The following is a 17,670-nucleotide window of genomic DNA, read 5'->3' on the forward strand; positions in this document are numbered from 1 at the left end:
CGCGAAGAGAACCGGCCTGCCGCTGCCGCGCTCGTTGCTGGGGCGCATGTTGCTGCTGACCTTGCTGGCGGTTTCGCTGGCTCAGGCGCTGTCCAGCGTGATCTGGCTGTCACAGCTGCGTGCCACGCAGATGGAAGGCCTGGTGACCAGTGCGCGCAGCCTGGCGTACTCGATGGCGGCCAGTGTCAGCTACTTTCGCTCATTGCCGCTGGCCTACCGGCCCATGGTGCTCGACCAGTTGCGCAGTATGGGCGGCACACGGTTCGTGGTGTCACTCAACGATCACCCGCTGGATATGCAGATCATGCAGCCCACCCCTCGCAAGCAGGCGGTGCTGGACGTGGTGGGCGAGGTGCTGCGCCAGCGTCTGGGTAGTGGGCCGGACATCACCGTATGGTTCGCGCGGCCCGAGGAACTGAGGATTTTCAACAGCGGCCTCAAACTCGATGAGCTGCCGCGTTCGTGGGCGCATTACGCGCTGACACTCGAGCCGGTGAACCCGCCGGTGCTGGTCACGCAAATCGAAATGGCGCCTGGCGAGTGGTTCTACATCGCCTCGCTGCTGCCCGAACCCTACACCTCGCTGGAGGAGCAGGAACTGCCTCTGCAGCAGGTGTCGTTCATTGTCCTGACTAGCGCATTTCTGCTGTTGTTCATCGGGTTGCTGGTGCACTGGCAGAGCCGCCCGCTCAAGCGTCTGGCGCGGGCCGCGCGAGACATGTCGCTGGGGGCGGATGTCGAGCCTGTGGTCGAGGGCGGCGGCAGCGAAGTCATCGAGGTCAGCCGGGCGTTCAATGCCATGCGCACGCGGATCAGTCGCTACCTGACCGAGCGGGGGCAGTTGTTCAGTGCCATTTCCCATGATTTACGTACGCCCATCACCCGTTTGCGCTTGCGGGTCGAACTGCTCGAGGATGAGCAACTGCAACGCAAATTCAGTCGTGATCTGGACGAGCTGGAGTTGTTGGTCAAAGGCGCGCTGCAGTGCGTCAAGGACACTGATATTCATGAAAATATCGAGCCCGTGGACCTCAACGCGCTGCTGGAATGTCTGGTTGAACCTTGGCTGCTTGCTGATGGCAATGGGCGGGTTACGCAGCAGGGGGAGGCGCACGCTGCCTATTCAGGCAAACCGCTGGCGCTCAAGCGCTGCATCGGCAACCTGATCGATAACGCACTCAAATACGGTCACCGCGCGCACCTGAAGGTCGAGGACGATGCTCATGCGTTCGTGCTGCATGTCGATGACGAAGGCCCTGGCGTTCCCGAGCAGCGTCTCGAGCACGTGTTCGAACCGCATTTCCGCTTGGCAGGCAATCAACAGCAGGGCTATGGCCTCGGCCTTGGGATAGCTCGCAACATTGCCCACAGTCATGGCGGCGAAGTCAGCCTGCAGAACCTGCGTGACGGGGGGCTGCGGGTAACCTTGTACTTGCCGAGAACGGCGGAATGACGCGCTGGGCAGTGGCTTTTGGCTAGAGATTGCGCAGGGATTTCAATTGTCACCATCCTGTGACAATCGCGCGTCCCTTCGTTACTGTTGCCGCGTCAGGCTTGGTTAGACTCCCACGAAGCGCAAGCACCAGACTTGCTCATGCATAACAACAAGAAAGGTCAATTCGATGAATTCCATGTCACGTCTCGCTGTTGTCATCTCTCTCGCTTCGTTGTTCCCTCTGAGCGCTAACGCCGCTGACTCCAAAGGCACCGTAGAAGTCGTGCACTGGTGGACGTCGGGTGGCGAAAAGGCTGCAGTCGATGTTCTGAAAGCTCAGGTTGAAAAGGACGGCTTTACCTGGAAGGACGGCGCCGTTGCAGGCGGCGGCGGCTCCACGGCCATGACCGTGCTCAAGAGCCGTGCGGTTGCCGGAAATCCTCCCGGTGTGGCCCAGATCAAAGGCCCGGATATTCAGGAATGGGCCTCTACCGGCCTGCTCGATACCGATGCGCTGAAAGAGGTCGCCAAGTCCGAGAAGTGGGACTCCCTGCTGGACAAGAAAGTCTCCGACACCGTGAAGTACGACGGTGATTACGTAGCAGTACCGGTGAACATTCACCGCGTCAACTGGCTGTGGATCAACCCTGAAGTCTTCAAGAAAGCCGGTATCGACAAGGCGCCTACAACGCTCGAAGAGTTTTACGCGGCAGGCGACAAGCTGAAAAAAGCCGGCTTCATCCCGCTCGCCCACGGTGGTCAGCCTTGGCAGGACAGTACGGTCTTTGAAGCTGTCGTGCTCTCGGTGATGGGGGCTGACGGCTACAAGAAAGCTCTGGTCGATCTGGACAACGGCGCGTTGACCGGCCCAGAAATGATCAAGTCGCTCACCGAACTCAAGAAAGTCGCGACCTACATGGATGCCGACGGCAAGGGCCAGGACTGGAACCTGGAAGCTGGCAAGGTCATCAATGGCAAGGCCGGCATGCAGATCATGGGTGACTGGGCCAAGAGTGAATGGACCGCAGCCAAAAAGGTCGCTGGCAAGGATTACCAGTGCGTAGCCTTCCCGGGCACCGAAAAGGCGTTTACCTACAACATCGACTCGCTGGCCGTCTTCAAGCAGAAAGACAAGGGCACGACTGCCGCACAGCAGGATCTGGCCAAGGTCGCCATGGGCGAGGACTTCCAGAAGGTCTTCAGCATCAACAAGGGTTCGATCCCGGTTCGTGAAGACATGCTGTCCGACATGAGCAAATACGGTTTTGACTCGTGTGCACAAACCGCTGCGAAGGACTTCCTGGCTGATTCGAAGACCGGTGGTCTGCAGCCAAGCATGGCGCACAACATGGCAACGACGCTGGCAGTGCAGGGCGCGTTCTTCGATGTGGTGACCAACTACATCAATGACCCGAAAGCTGATCCGGCCGAAACAGCCAAAAAGCTGGGCGCTGCGATCAAGTCTGCCAAGTAATTCGTTCTGAACCGCCTTTAACCGTCGTCCGCAGTGTTGAAATCCCTGGTTGATTTCACCTGCGGCTGCGGCCTGGATTCGATACACCGCATGGGATACTCCCGATGAGCTCTGTCGCTGCGAACAGCAAAGCCTCGCCAATGGATGCGCTGCAACGCTGGCTACCAAAACTGGTGCTGGCCCCCAGCATGTTCATCGTGCTGGTGGGTTTCTATGGCTATATCCTCTGGACATTCGCACTGTCGTTCACCAACTCGACGTTCCTGCCTTCCTATAAATGGGTCGGTCTGGCGCAATACGCGCGTCTCATGGACAACGATCGCTGGTGGGTGGCAAGCAAGAATCTTGCGGTCTTTGGCGGGATGTTCATTGCAATCAGTCTGGTGATCGGGGTCCTGCTGGCCGTCCTGCTGGACCAGCGGATTCGTCGCGAGGGCATGATTCGTACTATCTACCTGTACCCGATGGCGCTGTCGATGATCGTCACCGGTACTGCCTGGAAGTGGTTGCTCAACCCAGGCCTGGGCCTGGACAAGATGTTGCGTGACTGGGGCTGGGAAGGTTTCCGTTTCGACTGGCTGATTGACCAGGACCGCGTTGTGTACTGCCTGGTTATCGCGGCGGTCTGGCAGTCCTCCGGCTTCGTCATGGCGTTGTTTCTGGCAGGTCTGCGTGGCGTCGATCAGTCGATCATTCGCGCGGCCCAGATGGATGGCGCGAGTCTGCCGATGATCTACTGGCGCGTCGTGCTGCCAAGCCTGCGTCCGGTGTTCTTCAGTGCCGTGATGATTCTCGCGCACATTGCGATCAAGAGTTTCGACCTGGTAGCCGCGATGACCGCCGGTGGCCCCGGTTACTCATCCGACCTGCCCGCAATGTTCATGTATTCGTTCACCTTTAGCCGCGGCCAGATGGGCATGGGTTCTGCCAGTGCGATTCTGATGCTCGGCGCGATCCTGGCGATTCTGGTGCCGTATCTGTATTCCGAGCTGAGGACCAAACGCCATGACTAGTCATGTTGGCAAACCGGGCATCAGCTTCAGTCGTGTTCTGATTTACGCCGTGCTGATGCTGGCCTGTCTGATTTATCTGGTGCCGCTGGTGGTGATGCTGTTTACCAGCTTCAAGACCCCCGACGACATCGGCACCGGCAACCTGTTGAGCTGGCCGAGCGTAGTGACCGCAATCGGCTGGATAAAAGCCTGGGACCTGGTCGATGGTTATTTCTGGAACTCGATAAAAATCACTGTGCCTGCGGTGCTCATCTCCACCGCAATCGGCGCGCTCAATGGCTACGTGCTGTCGATGTGGCGCTTCAAGGGCTCGCAGCTGTTCTTCGGTCTGTTGCTGTTCGGTTGCTTTCTGCCGTTTCAGACCGTTCTGCTGCCGGCATCCTTCACTCTGGGCAAGATGGGCCTCGCCAACACGACCACCGGGCTGGTGTTTGTTCATGTGGTCTACGGGCTGGCATTTACCACGCTATTCTTCCGTAACTACTACGTGAGCATTCCCGACGCGCTGGTCAAGGCTGCACGACTGGACGGTGCCGGTTTCTTCACCATCTTCGGGCGCATCATTCTGCCGATGTCCACGCCCATCGTGATGGTCTGCCTGATCTGGCAGTTCACCCAGATCTGGAACGATTTCCTGTTCGGCGTTGTGTTCTCCAGCGGCGATTCTCAGCCGATCACTGTGGCTCTGAACAATCTGGTCAACACCAGCACAGGTGCCAAGGAATACAACGTTGACATGGCGGCGGCGATGATTGCCGGCCTGCCGACACTGCTGGTCTACGTACTGGCTGGCAAGTATTTCCTGCGTGGGCTCACGGCCGGCGCGGTCAAGGGGTAATCATGGCGACTCTCGAATTACGCAACGTCAACAAGACCTACGGCAGCAACCTGCCGGACACACTCAAGAACATCGATCTGTCGATCAAGGATGGCGAGTTCCTGATCCTGGTCGGTCCATCGGGCTGCGGTAAGTCCACCCTGATGAACTGCATTGCCGGTCTGGAAAGCATCAGTGGCGGGGAGATTCTGATCGACGGCCAGGACGTAAGCGGCACCAGCCCCAAGGACCGTGACATTGCGATGGTCTTTCAGTCCTACGCCCTGTATCCGACCATGAGCGTGCGTGAAAACATCGCCTTCGGGTTGAAGATCCGCAAGATGCCGCAAGCCGACATCGACGCTGAAGTGGCTCGCGTTGCCAAGCTGTTGCAGATCGAGCACCTGCTCAATCGCAAGCCGGGGCAGATGTCCGGTGGTCAGCAACAGCGTGTCGCGATGGGCCGTGCCCTGGCACGTCGGCCGAAGATCTATCTGTTCGATGAGCCGCTGTCCAACCTCGACGCCAAGCTGCGCGTCGAGATGCGTACCGAAATGAAGCTGATGCATCAGCGCCTCAAAACCACCACCGTTTATGTGACCCACGATCAGATCGAGGCCATGACGCTGGGTGACAAGGTGGCGGTGATGAAGGACGGTATCGTCCAGCAGTTCGGTACGCCCAAGCAGATCTACACCGATCCGGCCAACCTGTTCGTCGCCAGTTTCATCGGTTCACCGCCGATGAATTTCATCCCGCTGCGCCTGCAACGCAAGGATGGCCAGTTGATCGCTGCGCTTGACAGCGGTCTGGCACGTTGCGAACTGCCGGTGGGCGTGTCCGATGCAGGCCTTGAAGATCGAGAAATCATTCTCGGTATTCGCCCTGAACAGATTATGCTGGCCGGCGCTGAATCGACCGGGCTGCCGACCATTCGCGCGGAGGTCCAGGTGACCGAGCCGACCGGTCCGGATACGCTGGTGTTCGTCACGCTCAACCAGAGCAAGGTCTGCTGTCGCCTTGCCCCGGATGTCGCACCGCAGGTGGGCGAGAGCCTTACCTTGCAGTTCGACCCTGCCAGGGTGCTGATTTTCGATGCCCAGAGCGGTGAGCGTCTCGGGGTGCTGGGAGCGCGGCAGGCGGCCGAACGGGAAAACAATGTGTCACCGGTCGAACCGCAAGTGATAAATTGATTCAGCAACGAGCATCGCTGGCTGGCCGTTGGCTGCCAAAACGCACGGTCGACCAGCGAACACAGGGCAGTGAATGAAGCAACACGTCTACCAAAGCTAATAACAATAAAACGAGGATTGATGGGATGAAGAAGATCAACAAAGGTAAATCGCTTTCCCGGCTCCAGTTGGTATGCAAGCTGTCGGCGTTGGGTGCGATGGGTCTGGCAGGCAGCGTTCACGCCGCCGAGCCATTTGCCGCAGATTCACCCTGGATGACGGGTGACTGGGGTGGCAAGCGCACCGAGTTGCTGGACAAGGGTTACGACTTCTCGCTGGAATACGTTTCCGAGATGGCCAGCAACCTCAAGGGCGGCTACAACGACGACACCACCGGTCGTTACAGCGACCAGTTCGCGCTGGGCATGAAAGTCGATTTGCAGAAGGCGTTTGGCTGGCAGGACGCGGAGTTCAAGTTGGCGATCACCGAACGTAGTGGGCGCAACATCTCCAATGACCGGATCGGCGATCCTCGTGCTGGTACGCTCAGTTCCTCGCAAGAAGTCTGGGGGCGTGGCCAGACCTGGCGTCTGACCCAATTGTGGGTCAAGCAAAAGTATTTCGATGGCGCGCTGGACGTCAAGTTTGGTCGCTTCGGGCCGGGTGAGGATTTCAACAGTTTTCCTTGTGACTTCCAGAACCTGTCGTTCTGTGGCTCGCAGGTCGGTAACTATGTGAACACCTGGTATAACTGGCCAGTCAGCCAGACCGCTCTTCGCGTCAAGTACAACATCACTCCGGAAGTGTACGCGCAGGTCGGTGTCTACGAGCAGAACCCGTCCAACCTGGAAACCGGTAACGGCTTCAAACTCAGCGGTAGCGGCACCAAAGGCATGATCCTGCCGGTCGAACTGGTCTGGACGCCCACCATCAACTCGTTGCCCGGCGAGTATCGTATTGGTTACTACAAGAGCACGCCTAATGCCGATGATGTCTATAAAGACGTCAACGGTCAGCCGCAAGCAGCCACGGGTGCTGCGTTCAAGTCGCATGACAGCAAGCATGGCTGGTGGGTCGTTGCTCAGCAACAGCTGACCACTCACGATGGAGACGCGTCACGCGGTCTTAACATCTTTGCCAACGCCACCGTGCATGACAAAGCGACCAACTTCGTCGACAACTACCAGCAGATCGGTTTCACGTACAAAGGTCCGTTCAACTCGCGTCCGAAAGATGACATCGGTATCGGTTTCGCCCGTATCCACGTCAATGACGATGTGCAGGATCGCGTGCGTCTGGCCAACCAGATCAGCGGTATCAACGATTACGACAACCCTGGCTTCCTGCCGGTCCAGAGCACTGAGTACAACTCTGAAATCTACTATGGCTTCCACGTCACCAACTGGCTGACCGTGCGCCCCAACCTGCAGTACATCAAGCATCCTGGTGGCGTAGATCAGGTTGATGACGCGCTGGTAGCGGGCATCAAGATCCAGTCTAAGTTCTGAGTATTGACTGACGCGTAACGCGATCAAGGGTCGTGTGTGCTTTGCGGGCAGCCTGGCTGCCCGTTTTTTTATGGCTTGATCCTTTTATTTTTCAGGGACGCGATTGGCGATGACCACTCACGACGCGCAACTGCCTGAACATCCATTGCAACGCTTCTTCCGATCCCGACGTGCCAGACCTACTTTTGAGTGGGAGCGCCATCAGCTGCGCGATGTATTGGTTATCGACCATCCGCAATGTCAGGCCGTATTCAGTCGCCAAGGCGCGCAATTGCTGCATTTCCAGCCTCAAGGCCAGAAACCCTGGCTATGGTGTGCCGCGCAGTGGCCACAGGTGGGCGCCATTCGTGGAGGCGTGCCGGTCTGCTGGCCATGGTATGGCCGACATCCCGGCGAGAGCGGCTGGCCGGCGCACGGCTGGGGACGTTTGCTGGACTGGAAGCTGATCGACAGCAGTGAGTGCGAAGAAGGCGTGAGCCTGCACTGGCGCTTGCAACTGTGGGACTGGCAGGTCGATCTGCATGCCGAACTGGGGCAGGGCATGGAACTGCGTCTGAGCACGTGTCACGAGGACAGCGAGCCGTGTCACTTCAGCCATGCGCTGCACGCGTATTGGCGGATCGGCGATGTGGCTGAAGTCGCACTGGAGGGGCTCGACGGCGCACAGGGTTACGACGAACTCAGCCGACAGGCGTGTCAGCAACAAGGCGAACTGCGCGTGGCAGGCGCCTGCCAGCGCGTATTCGAACACGCCGGTGCCGTACAGCTCCAGGACCCGATCTGGCAGCGCAGGCTCAACATCGACACCGGCGACAGCCCCAACACCGTCGTCTGGCACCCCGGCAGCAGACCGCTGCTCGGCGTATGCGGCAGCGAAACCACAGGCTTCGTCCGCGTCGAAGCCGCCTCAGGCTCCGGCGACACCTTCAGCCTGCGGCCCGGAGAACAGGTGCAGCTCAAACTGCAAGCCAGCCTGGCAGGGTGAGTTGCAGATGACGCAGAGCGTCGGCACGATAGTCAAACTACGATGGCACAGACAACGCAGAGTGCGACGTAAGTGACGGCTGAGTCCTGACGCTGATCCGGGGGTAGCCTGGCAGGACGCCAGGCTAGCCGCACCGGGCCATGGAGGGCCCGTTGCGGCGACCCCCGGATCAGTGGCAGGGCGAAGGTACCCGACGAAGTCGGGCCGGAAACGGAGCGAGGACTTTGCTTACTTTGGTCCCTCAAAGTAAGGCGCCGTAAGGGCGCAAAGGTGACCTGAGTCAGATAGAGAAATCACTGACTCCACAGAACCTCTGTGTGACGCAGAGCGTCACGAACTGCATGCCGACGCGGAGCGTCGGCACGATAGTCATCTTAAGTACAAACGCATTCTCCCGATCACACCCAGTCAGCCCTGATCCTCGATCGGATAACGGCTGTCATTCAGACTTTCCTTGATCTTGCGCAAATGCGGCTGAAAATCGACGCCGCGGCGCAACGTCATACCCGTGGCCAACACATCGAGCACCGTCAACTGAATGATCCGCGACGTCATCGGCATATAAATATCCGTATCTTCCGGCAGAGGAATGTTCAGACTCACCGTACTGGCCTGAGCCAGCGGCGAACCGGCTGCCGTCAGCCCCAGCACCGACGCGCCGTTGGCCCGCGCGATACGCGCCACCTCCACCAACTCACGGGTACGCCCCGTATACGAAATGATCACAAACAACTCGCCGGTATGCGCCACCGACGCAATCATCCGCTGCATCAGCACATCGGCATGCGCCGTCACCGCCAGATTGAAGCGGAAGAATTTATGCTGCGCATCCAGAGCCACCGGCGCAGAGGCGCCCAGCCCGAAAAAATGGATCTGCCGCGCCTGAATGAGCATGTCCACAGACTTGCTGATCAAGGCCGGGTCCAATTGCTGGCACGCGCTGTCCAGTGACGCGATGGCACTGCCGAAAATCTTCTGGGTATAGGCCTCAGGATTATCATCCGCTTCCACCGCACGGCTGACATAGGCTGCGCCGCTGGCCAGGCTCTGGGCCAGTTGCAGCTTCAATTCCGGATAGCCGCTGACACTGAACGAACGGCAGAAGCGATTGACCGTCGGCTCGCTGACCTTGGCGGCCTGGGCAAGCGCTGCAATGCTCAGCCGCGTTGCCATCTGCGGGTTGAGCAGGATGACCTCGGCCACTTTACGTTCGGCCTTGTTCAGCTCGTCGAGTCGGCCCTGGATTTGCTCCAGGAGGTTTCTTACGCGGTCCATTCAAAGTCCTTGTCGGGGCTGATTTACCAACGGTTTTGCCTTGAGCTTTTATTAGCCCTTTAGCCTGTAGCAAAGGTGGCCTATCGTACTGAGGGCCTGTGTTGATCACCACTGGAATATGCTTTTAGGCAGAATGTTGTGGTTATTACTACATATGGCCTTGAGTAACGCCTTTAAAAAAGGTATTTGTAGCCTAACTTGATAAAAGAACCAACATTATGCCCTTGATTACGGTTGAACCGTGCACATTTGCCCTGTTTGGTGCCCTGGGGGACCTGGCGGTACGCAAGCTGTTCCCGGCTCTTTATCAGCTTGATCGCGCTGGACTGCTGCATGAAGACACAAAAATTCTTGCCCTGGCGCGTGAACCGGGCGACGAAGAGTCGCATCTGGCGTACATCGAAAAATCCATGCGCCGCTTCATTCCCGAAACGGAACTGGAGCCGGACAACCTGGGCCGCTTTCTGGCGCGCCTCAGCTACCTGCATGTCGACTTCCTCAAGGCCGAGGATTACGTCGCACTTGCCGAGCGGGTCGGCACTGCCGAAACCCTGATCGCCTATTTCGCCACACCGGCCTCGGTCTACGGTGCCATCTGCGAGAACCTCGCGTCGGTCAACCTCGCCGAGCGCACGCGTGCCGTACTGGAAAAACCCATCGGCCACGACCTGGCCTCTTCGCGCCGGGTCAATGACGCCGTCGCGCAGTTTTTCCCGGAAAACCGCGTTTATCGCATCGACCACTATCTGGGCAAGGACACGGTACAGAACCTCATCGCTCTGCGCTTTGCCAACAGCCTGTTCGAAACCCAGTGGAACCAGAACCATATTTCGCACGTAGAGATCACGGTGGCCGAGAAGGTCGGCATCGAGGGCCGTTGGGGCTACTTCGATCAGGCCGGCCAGCTGCGTGACATGATTCAGAACCACCTGCTGCAGCTGCTCTGCCTGATTGCCATGGACCCGCCAAGCGACCTGTCTGCCGACAGTATCCGTGACGAGAAGGTCAAGGTGCTCAAGGCACTGGCCCCGTTTACCCCGGAGCGTCTGGCGACCCAGGTGGTGCGCGGCCAGTACACCTCCGGCTACAGTGAAGGCAAGGCGGTGCCTGGCTATCTGGAGGAAGAAAACTCCAATACCCAGAGCGATACCGAAACCTTCGTCGCGTTGCGCGCCGACATCCGCAACTGGCGCTGGTCGGGTACGCCGTTCTATCTGCGCACCGGCAAACGCATGCCGCAGAAGCTGTCGCAGATCGTGATCCATTTCAAAGAGCCGCCGCACTACATCTTCGCGCCTGAACAGCGTTTGCAGATCAGCAACCGCCTGATCATCCGCCTGCAGCCTGACGAAGGCATTTCCTTGCAGGTGATGACCAAGGATCAGGGCCTGGACAAGGGCATGCAGCTGCGCAGCGGTCCCTTGCAACTGAATTTTTCCGACACCTACCGCAGTGCTCGTGTCCCCGACGCTTATGAGCGGTTGTTGCTGGAAGTCATGCGTGGCAATCAGAACCTGTTTGTCCGCAAAGATGAGATCGAGTACGCCTGGCAATGGTGTGATCAGTTGATCGCTGGCTGGAAGAAGGCGGGCGATGCGCCCAAGCCTTACCCGGCCGGAACCTGGGGGCCGATGAGCTCCATTGCCCTGATTACTCGCGACGGGAGATCCTGGTATGGCGACATGTGACCTCAAGCTGCCAGCAGGGCTGGTAGCACACGATTTCGACACAGCGCAGCAACTGGCCGATGCACTGGCTGAAACTGTCGCCGAACGCCTCAAGCAGGCAATCAGCAAGAACGGTCTGGCGACGCTGGTGGTGTCCGGTGGACGCAGCCCGGTGGCCTTCTTCCAGCGTCTGGCGGCACAGCCGCTGGAGTGGTCGAAAGTCGTCATCAGTCTGGCGGACGAGCGCTTCGTGCCGACTGAACACGCCGACAGCAATGCCGGCCTGTTGCACCGCCACTTGTTGCAGGGGCCTGTGGCGAAGGCGAAGTTTCTCGGCCTGTACAGCGTGGCGAGCAGTGTCGAGGAAGCCGCGCAGGCTGCCGATCAGGCACTGGCCGAGCTGCCACCCATCGATGTACTGATTCTGGGCATGGGCGACGACGGGCATACCGCGTCGCTGTTCCCCAACAGCCCGAATCTGAACGAAGCCCTTGACCTGCAAGGTGAGCGCCGCTGCCTGCCCATGCTCGCACCGAGCGTGCCGCACCAGCGCCTGACCCTGACCCGTCGCCTGCTGGCGTCGGCACGTTCGCCGATTTTGTCGGTGTCCGGTCAGGCCAAACTCGACACGTTGCGCACCGCGCTGGCAGGCGATGACCTCGCCGAAATGCCGGTACGTGCCTTTCTCAACCCGTCTCTCGAGATTTACTGGTGCCCATAAGCCCCGATAAGCCCCACAAACAAAGGAACCGTCGCCATGACACAGAATGAAAATAATCAGCCGCTGACCAGCATGGCGAACAAGATTGCCCAGATCGACGAACTCTGCGCCAAGGCGAAGATTCTGCCGGTGATCACCATCGCCCGTGACCAGGACGTACTGCCGCTGGCCGATGCACTGGCCGCTGGCGGTATGACTGCGCTGGAAGTGACCCTGCGCTCGGCGTTCGGCCTGAGCGCCATTCGTATCCTGCGTGAACAGCGCCCCGAGTTGTGTGTAGGCGCGGGAACCATCCTGGACCGCAAGATGCTGGCTGACGCTGAGGCGGCCGGTTCGCAGTTCATCGTCACCCCTGGCAGCACGCAAGACCTGCTGCAAGCTGCGGTCGACAGCCCTTTGCCGCTGTTGCCGGGCGTCAGCAGCGCTTCGGAAATCATGATCGGTTACGCCATGGGCTATCGCCGCTTCAAGCTGTTTCCGGCTGAGATCAGTGGTGGTGTGGCGGCGATCAAAGCCCTGGGCGGGCCGTTCAATGAGGTGCGTTTCTGCCCAACGGGTGGCGTCAACGAGCAGAACCTCAAGAGCTACATGGCCCTGCCCAACGTTATGTGCGTAGGCGGCACCTGGATGATCGATAACGCCTGGGTCAAGAATGGTGACTGGGGCCGTATTCAGGAAGCGACTGCGCAGGCAATGGCGCTGTTTGACTGATTTTCAGGATTTCGGCGTCAGCCCATTGCGGCTGATTCCGACAAGGAAGTTGTTGTTGGTTGTATGGCTTTTCGGTGCTCCCTGGTCCGGAGCACCTTTTTTTTCTCTCCGGACCGTCTCTTCGTTTACCCCTTGTCCTTGAACGACTGACGCGGACGTGTGCGCAACGGGTCCAATAGCGCGCCAAGGCCGTTGTGATCGATTTCCTGCATCAGCGCCAACAGACCGCCCAGCTCTCCTTTGGGAAAGCCTTCCCGGGCAAACCAGTTCAGATAATGCCCCGGTAAATCAGCGATCAGCCGGCCCTTGTATTTGCCGAACGGCATTTCCTGTGTCACGAGCAACTTGAGTTTTTCCGGATTCATTCGCGATAAGCCTGCGTTTCTCTCTCAGCCCGTACGATACGTGCATTCTGCATGCAGGCCAAACGGCCGATCATGCAGAAGTCACGAACGGTAAATTGTGAAAATTTCGTAAGGTGTTGATTTTAAACAATTATTTTCATATCAAAAACTGGCACGGTGTCTGCAATTACCTATACATCGAACACTTTCGTATCAACCTGCCATTAGGAAATTATCAAATGAATGATATCAACGAAGAAACGATCTCTATCCTGAATGACCTGATCGAAACCAGCAAAGACGGTGAAGAAGGTTTCCGTACCAGCGCAGAACACGCAAAAAGCGCTCAGGTAAAATCGTTCCTTGCAAACCGCTCTACTGAAGTGGCTGCAGCCGTCCGTGAACTGCAAGCTGAAGTAACCGCACTGGGTGGCAAGCCTGAAGATTCTTCCAGCGTATCTGGCGCACTGCACCGCGCATGGGTCAACCTGAAGTCGATGGTTACTTCCGACGACGACAAGGCTGTACTGGAAGAAGTCGAGAAAGGTGAAGACGTTGCCAAGAAGGCTTATCGCGAAGCGCTGGAAAAAGCTCGTGCCAAGAACGTTTCCCCTAACGTGATTGCTTTGATTGAAAAGCAGCAGGCTGGCGTTCTGGCCAACCACGACAAAGTTAAAGCACTGCGTGATGCAGCCCGCGCCGCATCGTAATTCGATGCCTCAGCGGTAACTGAAAAAACGCCAGCCAGTCTGGCGTTTTTTTATGCCTGAAGGCAGCCCCTCAAACTTGATCCATCACCTTTCGGGCAACCGAACTGCGGTACTCGACCCGGTTACGCCCATTGTCCTTGGCCTGATACAGCGCCTTGTCGGCCACCCCGAAAAATGCCTCCAGTTTGTCGCCTTGGCGAACGACCTCCGAAGCGACCCCGATGCTCACAGTGATGGGATGCTCGGCATTCCTGAACAGAGGCAGTGACTCTGCGGCCTTGCGGATTTTTTCCGCGATCAACATGGCGCCCGGCAAGTCTGTTTCCGGCAGTACCACCACGAACTCTTCGCCGCCATAGCGTGCAATCCGGTCGCCTGGACGGCGGATGCAATATGAGATGGTCTGCGCAATCAGACGCAGCGCCTCGTCCCCGCCCTGATGGCCATGACGCTCATTGAATGCCTTGAAATGGTCTACGTCGATCATCAGCAATGACAGCTGTTTGCCAGAGCGTTGCGCTCGCGCCCACTCAATTTCCATGGCTTCGTCAAGCTGACGGCGGTTATCGAGCCCGGTCAGACCATCTGTCGCGGCCAGGCTGGCCAGTGCATCTTCGGCACGGTGGCGTCTTCTCAGTTCGCGACACAGCAGCCAGGTCAGCCACAGAATGCCCAGACACAAGACGCTGGTGGCCGAGCCGACCAGCCAGGCGTTGCGCCGCCAGACGGCATACACCTCATCCTCTGACTGCCCGATGACGACGATCAGCGGCAGGTTGCCGACTCTGGAGAAGGTATACAGCCGGCGAGCGTTCAACTGCGTCGACATCGCGGCAAAGCTGCCATCGCCTTCCTGAAGAATCCGCTGAAAGTTGGGGCTGTGGCTGTAATCTTTGCCGATCAGTTCCTGGCCTTCCATTTCCGGGTAGCGAACGACCAAAATGCCTGAGGTATTGATCAGGTTGATGCTGCTGTCAATGCCCAGATTCTGGCTCATGAACAGGTGCTTGAAATACACCAGACGCATCTCTGCGCTCACGATCCCCATGAACTCGCCGTTGGGCCCTGATAGGCGGCGGCTGAAACTGATACACCAGTCCTTGTAGCCCCAGCGAGTCTTGTACGGTGCACTGACGTGTAGCGTCAAAGAGCGATCTACGGCATGGTCCTTGAAATAGGCACGGTCAGAAAAGTTGTCGTGTCGAGGGGTGACAGACAAAGAATCAGCCAATAGTTCGCCGCGGTTATCGAGCAATACCAGATCGCCCTTGTAAGAGGCGGCAGTGGCGCGATCGAACAGAACAAGTTGGCGCAGTTCAGGTGACAGTTGCTGAAGGTCCGGACGCTGCCACGCGCTGATCATGCCTTGCAGTGAAGAGTCGTAAAGTTCTGCGTTACGCATGACGTCGGCATCGATCAAACGCACGATATTGGACGCTGCGCGTGCTGCTGTCTGTGCTGCGTCGTCGCGCTCCTGGGCCAGTAGAGACGCCACGATCGCCAGAATGGCGAGCATTGAAACCGAGCTGCCAAAAATCAATATCAGCTCCGGACGGGTCCATCTGAGCCGGGCTCGCCGAGAAAACGCAAACACCATCATCGGTTGTTCTACCTGCAGACGAATGATTCTTGATAATCGGTTAATAAAATTATCATTTATTTGGGGAACTTATTGGCGCGTGTATAACACGCTCCTTATAGCCTCATATGAATGGAATGTGAATAAAGCAAGTGTATTTAAAACGCTGCGAACAGACGCACACTGAGGGCCGTGAAAATGGTCAGTGTAGTCAGTATTTTCGGTGTCAGCGGGGCAACTGGATGCCGAAGGTATTGGCGCCCTTGGCGCTGTTCACGAACACGGTGCCGCCGTGCATCAAGGCAATCGCCTTGACGATGGCCAGCCCCAGGCCGTGATTGGCGCCGCTGTTACTGCGTGAGGCATCCACCCGATAAAAGCGCTCGAACAGTCTGGGTAAATGTTCCTGGGCGATTTGTACGCCCGGATTGGTCACGCTGACAGTGACATGGGCATCGCGGGATTCGATGTTGACTTCAATGACTTCGCCAGCGCGAGTGTGCTGAACGGCGTTATGCAACAGATTGATCAGCGCGCGGCGCAAGTGGGGCTTTTCAATCGGCGCGCTGGCGTCACCGTTGACGCGGACTTGCACGTGCGCGTCTTCCAGAATGAAGTCCAGGTAATCCAGCGTCGTAGCGACTTCTTCAGCCAGTGAGGTGCAGGTCTGTGCCTTGACCTTGGTGCCCTGATCGGCGCTCGCCAGAAACAGCATGTCGTTGATGATCGAGCGCAGGCGCTCCAGCTCTTCGAGGTTCGACTGCAGCACCTCGAAATAATGCTCGGCAGAGCGGCCACGGGTTAGCGCTACCTGGGTCTGACCGATCAGGTTGGTCAGCGGCGAGCGGAGCTCGTGCGCCACGTCGGCATTGAACGATTCCAGCCTTGAGTAGGCTTGCTCGACGCGTTCCAGCGTGGAGTTGAACGAGGCGACGAATTGTTCGAGCTCCGGTGGCAGCGGCGATAGTTGCAAGCGTCCAGACAGCCGCGGCGGGGCGAGCTTCTGGACTTCCTGCGAGAGGCTGGTCAGCGGTCGCAGGCCAATTCGCGCGACCCAGTAGCCCAGCGCCGACGCGAGCAGAATGCCCAGCGTGGCGAGGCTGATCAAGGCGACCAGCAGCGAGTGCTGCGTGTGCCAGAACGTCTCGGTGTCGATGGCGGTCAGAAAGCGCAGTGCCGGACGCTGTTCCTTGGCGGGAAACTCGCTGACCAGCACTTTAAACGAAAACGGGTGATCCGCCAGTTTCAGGTCGTGCATGCCCAGCGGCCCCTGCGCAAAACGACGAATGTCAGCGCCAGGGTTGCCGAACTCGTAGAGCGGATTGTCACTCACCACCCAGAAGCGCAGGCGTTTATCCTCTTCACTGAGCAAGGTGAGCTTGGTCTTGATCTTGCCCCAGTGCTCCGGGTTGCCGAAACGATTGACCGCCGATTCCAGCACGCTGTAGCGCGCATCCACTTCCGCGCGGGGCAGCAGGTCGAGGCTCTTGTCGACCTGAAGGTACAAGGCCCAGCCGATCAGCAGAAAGACCACCAGCGCCACCAGCGCGAACAGCCCGCTCAGGCGCAGGGCAATTGAATCAACCCGCACTGCGGTTCTCCAGCACATAGCCCATGCCGCGAATGGTGTGCAGCAGCTTGTGTTCGTAAGGACCGTCGAGCTTGGCCCGCAAGCGCTTGATCGCGACTTCGACCACATTGGTATCGCTGTCGAAGTTGATGTCCCAGACCATCTCGGCGATGGATGTCTTGGAGAGAATGTCGCCCTGACGCCGGGCCAGCACGCTGAGCAGCGAAAACTCCTTGGCGGTCAGGTCCAGGCGCAGGCCGGCGCGGGTCGCCTTGCGGCTGATCAGGTCTATCCACAGGTCGGCGATGGTGATCTGCACCGGTTCGTGGCCACCGCTGCGCCGGGTCAGGGCCTGCAGGCGGGCGACCAGTTCCAGAAAGGAAAACGGTTTGCCCAGGTAATCATCCGCGCCTTCGCGCAGGCCGCGAATGCGGTCGTCGACCTGCTCGCGCGCGGTCAGCATGATCACGGGTGTCTGTTTGCGCGCACGCAACGCACGCAACACACCAAAACCATCCAGGCCTGGGAGCATCACGTCGAGAATGACAATCGCATGGTCATTCTCCAGCGCCAGGTGCAGGCCTTCGATCCCGTCTCGCGCCACGTCCACGGCATAGCCCTGTTCGGTCAGGCCCCGACGCAGGTAATCGGCGGTTTTCTCTTCGTCTTCGATAATCAGCACGCGCATC

The 17,670-nt window shown here is 58.5% G+C and carries 16 protein-coding genes; 11 read left to right on the forward strand and 5 right to left on the reverse strand.

Annotated features, from left to right (window positions below; all coding sequences use genetic code 11):
* The first annotated feature begins 46 nt into the window (after nucleotides 1–46).
* The 7 genes from V476_RS17215 to V476_RS17245 all read left to right on the forward strand — a co-directional run bounded on the left by V476_RS17215 (nucleotide 47) and on the right by V476_RS17245 (nucleotide 8,404).
* Complete coding sequence (locus V476_RS17215) at nucleotides 47–1,453, forward strand: ATP-binding protein (RefSeq protein ID WP_024959536.1); 1,407 nt, start codon at nucleotides 47–49, stop codon at nucleotides 1,451–1,453.
* 169 nt (nucleotides 1,454–1,622) lie between these two features.
* A complete protein-coding gene (locus V476_RS17220; protein ID WP_003314046.1) occupies nucleotides 1,623–2,909 on the forward strand; it encodes an ABC transporter substrate-binding protein in 1,287 nt (428 codons plus the stop codon).
* A gap of 104 nt (nucleotides 2,910–3,013) precedes the next feature.
* A complete protein-coding gene (locus V476_RS17225; RefSeq protein ID WP_003314048.1) occupies nucleotides 3,014–3,922 on the forward strand; it encodes a carbohydrate ABC transporter permease in 909 nt (302 codons plus the stop codon).
* Complete coding sequence (locus V476_RS17230; protein ID WP_003341827.1) at nucleotides 3,915–4,760, forward strand: carbohydrate ABC transporter permease; 846 nt, start codon at nucleotides 3,915–3,917, stop codon at nucleotides 4,758–4,760. Before V476_RS17225 ends, V476_RS17230 begins: the two co-directional genes overlap by 8 nt.
* A 2-nt stretch (nucleotides 4,761–4,762) precedes the next feature.
* Nucleotides 4,763–5,932 carry an ABC transporter ATP-binding protein gene (locus V476_RS17235; RefSeq protein WP_004418970.1) on the forward strand — a complete coding sequence of 390 codons (1,170 nt, stop codon included), beginning with the start codon at nucleotides 4,763–4,765 and terminating at the stop codon, nucleotides 5,930–5,932.
* 125 nt (nucleotides 5,933–6,057) lie between these two features.
* On the forward strand, nucleotides 6,058–7,419 hold the full coding sequence (locus tag V476_RS17240) for a carbohydrate porin (protein WP_024959537.1): 1,362 nt from the start codon (nucleotides 6,058–6,060) through the stop codon (nucleotides 7,417–7,419).
* 109 nt (nucleotides 7,420–7,528) lie between these two features.
* Nucleotides 7,529–8,404 carry a D-hexose-6-phosphate mutarotase gene (locus tag V476_RS17245; protein ID WP_017277796.1) on the forward strand — a complete coding sequence of 292 codons (876 nt, stop codon included), beginning with the start codon at nucleotides 7,529–7,531 and terminating at the stop codon, nucleotides 8,402–8,404.
* A 408-nt stretch (nucleotides 8,405–8,812) separates the two neighbouring features.
* Here V476_RS17245 and V476_RS17250 read toward each other — a convergent pair whose 3' ends face one another.
* Nucleotides 8,813–9,679 (reverse strand): MurR/RpiR family transcriptional regulator, encoded by an 867-nt coding sequence (locus V476_RS17250; protein WP_002552324.1) that lies wholly within the window; start codon nucleotides 9,677–9,679, stop codon nucleotides 8,813–8,815.
* A gap of 218 nt (nucleotides 9,680–9,897) precedes the next feature.
* Here V476_RS17250 and zwf point away from each other — a divergent pair, with 218 nt between their 5' ends.
* From zwf to V476_RS17265, 3 genes are read left to right on the forward strand one after another with little or no spacing between them, the layout of a single operon-like run.
* Complete coding sequence (gene zwf, locus V476_RS17255) at nucleotides 9,898–11,367, forward strand: glucose-6-phosphate dehydrogenase (protein WP_003314055.1); 1,470 nt, start codon at nucleotides 9,898–9,900, stop codon at nucleotides 11,365–11,367.
* On the forward strand, nucleotides 11,354–12,067 hold the full coding sequence (gene pgl, locus V476_RS17260) for a 6-phosphogluconolactonase (RefSeq protein WP_004418955.1): 714 nt from the start codon (nucleotides 11,354–11,356) through the stop codon (nucleotides 12,065–12,067). The genes zwf and pgl overlap by 14 nt, the downstream gene beginning before the upstream one ends.
* Before the next feature lie 36 nt (nucleotides 12,068–12,103).
* Entirely contained in the window at nucleotides 12,104–12,778 is a 675-nt protein-coding gene (locus V476_RS17265; RefSeq protein ID WP_004402926.1) for a bifunctional 4-hydroxy-2-oxoglutarate aldolase/2-dehydro-3-deoxy-phosphogluconate aldolase, read from the forward strand.
* Nucleotides 12,779–12,903: 125 nt separating this feature from the next.
* Here V476_RS17265 and V476_RS17270 read toward each other — a convergent pair whose 3' ends face one another.
* Nucleotides 12,904–13,143 (reverse strand): DUF3820 family protein, encoded by a 240-nt coding sequence (locus tag V476_RS17270; RefSeq protein ID WP_003341842.1) that lies wholly within the window; start codon nucleotides 13,141–13,143, stop codon nucleotides 12,904–12,906.
* 218 nt (nucleotides 13,144–13,361) lie between these two features.
* Between V476_RS17270 and V476_RS17275 the strand changes: the two genes are divergently transcribed.
* Complete coding sequence (locus V476_RS17275; RefSeq protein WP_024959538.1) at nucleotides 13,362–13,832, forward strand: PA2169 family four-helix-bundle protein; 471 nt, start codon at nucleotides 13,362–13,364, stop codon at nucleotides 13,830–13,832.
* Between the two features lie 70 nt (nucleotides 13,833–13,902).
* Here the strand turns inward: V476_RS17275 and V476_RS17280 are convergent, their stop codons facing one another.
* The 3 genes from V476_RS17280 to V476_RS17290 all read right to left on the reverse strand — a co-directional run bounded on the left by V476_RS17280 (nucleotide 13,903) and on the right by V476_RS17290 (nucleotide 17,669).
* Nucleotides 13,903–15,432: a sensor domain-containing diguanylate cyclase gene (locus V476_RS17280; RefSeq protein ID WP_024959539.1), complete on the reverse strand. Its 1,530-nt coding sequence runs from the start codon at nucleotides 15,430–15,432 to the stop codon at nucleotides 13,903–13,905.
* Between the two features lie 205 nt (nucleotides 15,433–15,637).
* A complete protein-coding gene (locus V476_RS17285; protein ID WP_024959540.1) occupies nucleotides 15,638–17,002 on the reverse strand; it encodes a heavy metal sensor histidine kinase in 1,365 nt (454 codons plus the stop codon).
* Nucleotides 16,992–17,669 carry a heavy metal response regulator transcription factor gene (locus tag V476_RS17290; protein WP_003421813.1) on the reverse strand — a complete coding sequence of 226 codons (678 nt, stop codon included), beginning with the start codon at nucleotides 17,667–17,669 and terminating at the stop codon, nucleotides 16,992–16,994. The genes V476_RS17285 and V476_RS17290 overlap by 11 nt, the downstream gene beginning before the upstream one ends.
* Nucleotide 17,670: the final 1 nt, after the last annotated feature.

This window comes from Pseudomonas syringae KCTC 12500, assembly GCF_000507185.2.
Taxonomy (GTDB): Bacteria; Pseudomonadota; Gammaproteobacteria; order Pseudomonadales; family Pseudomonadaceae; genus Aquipseudomonas; species Aquipseudomonas syringae.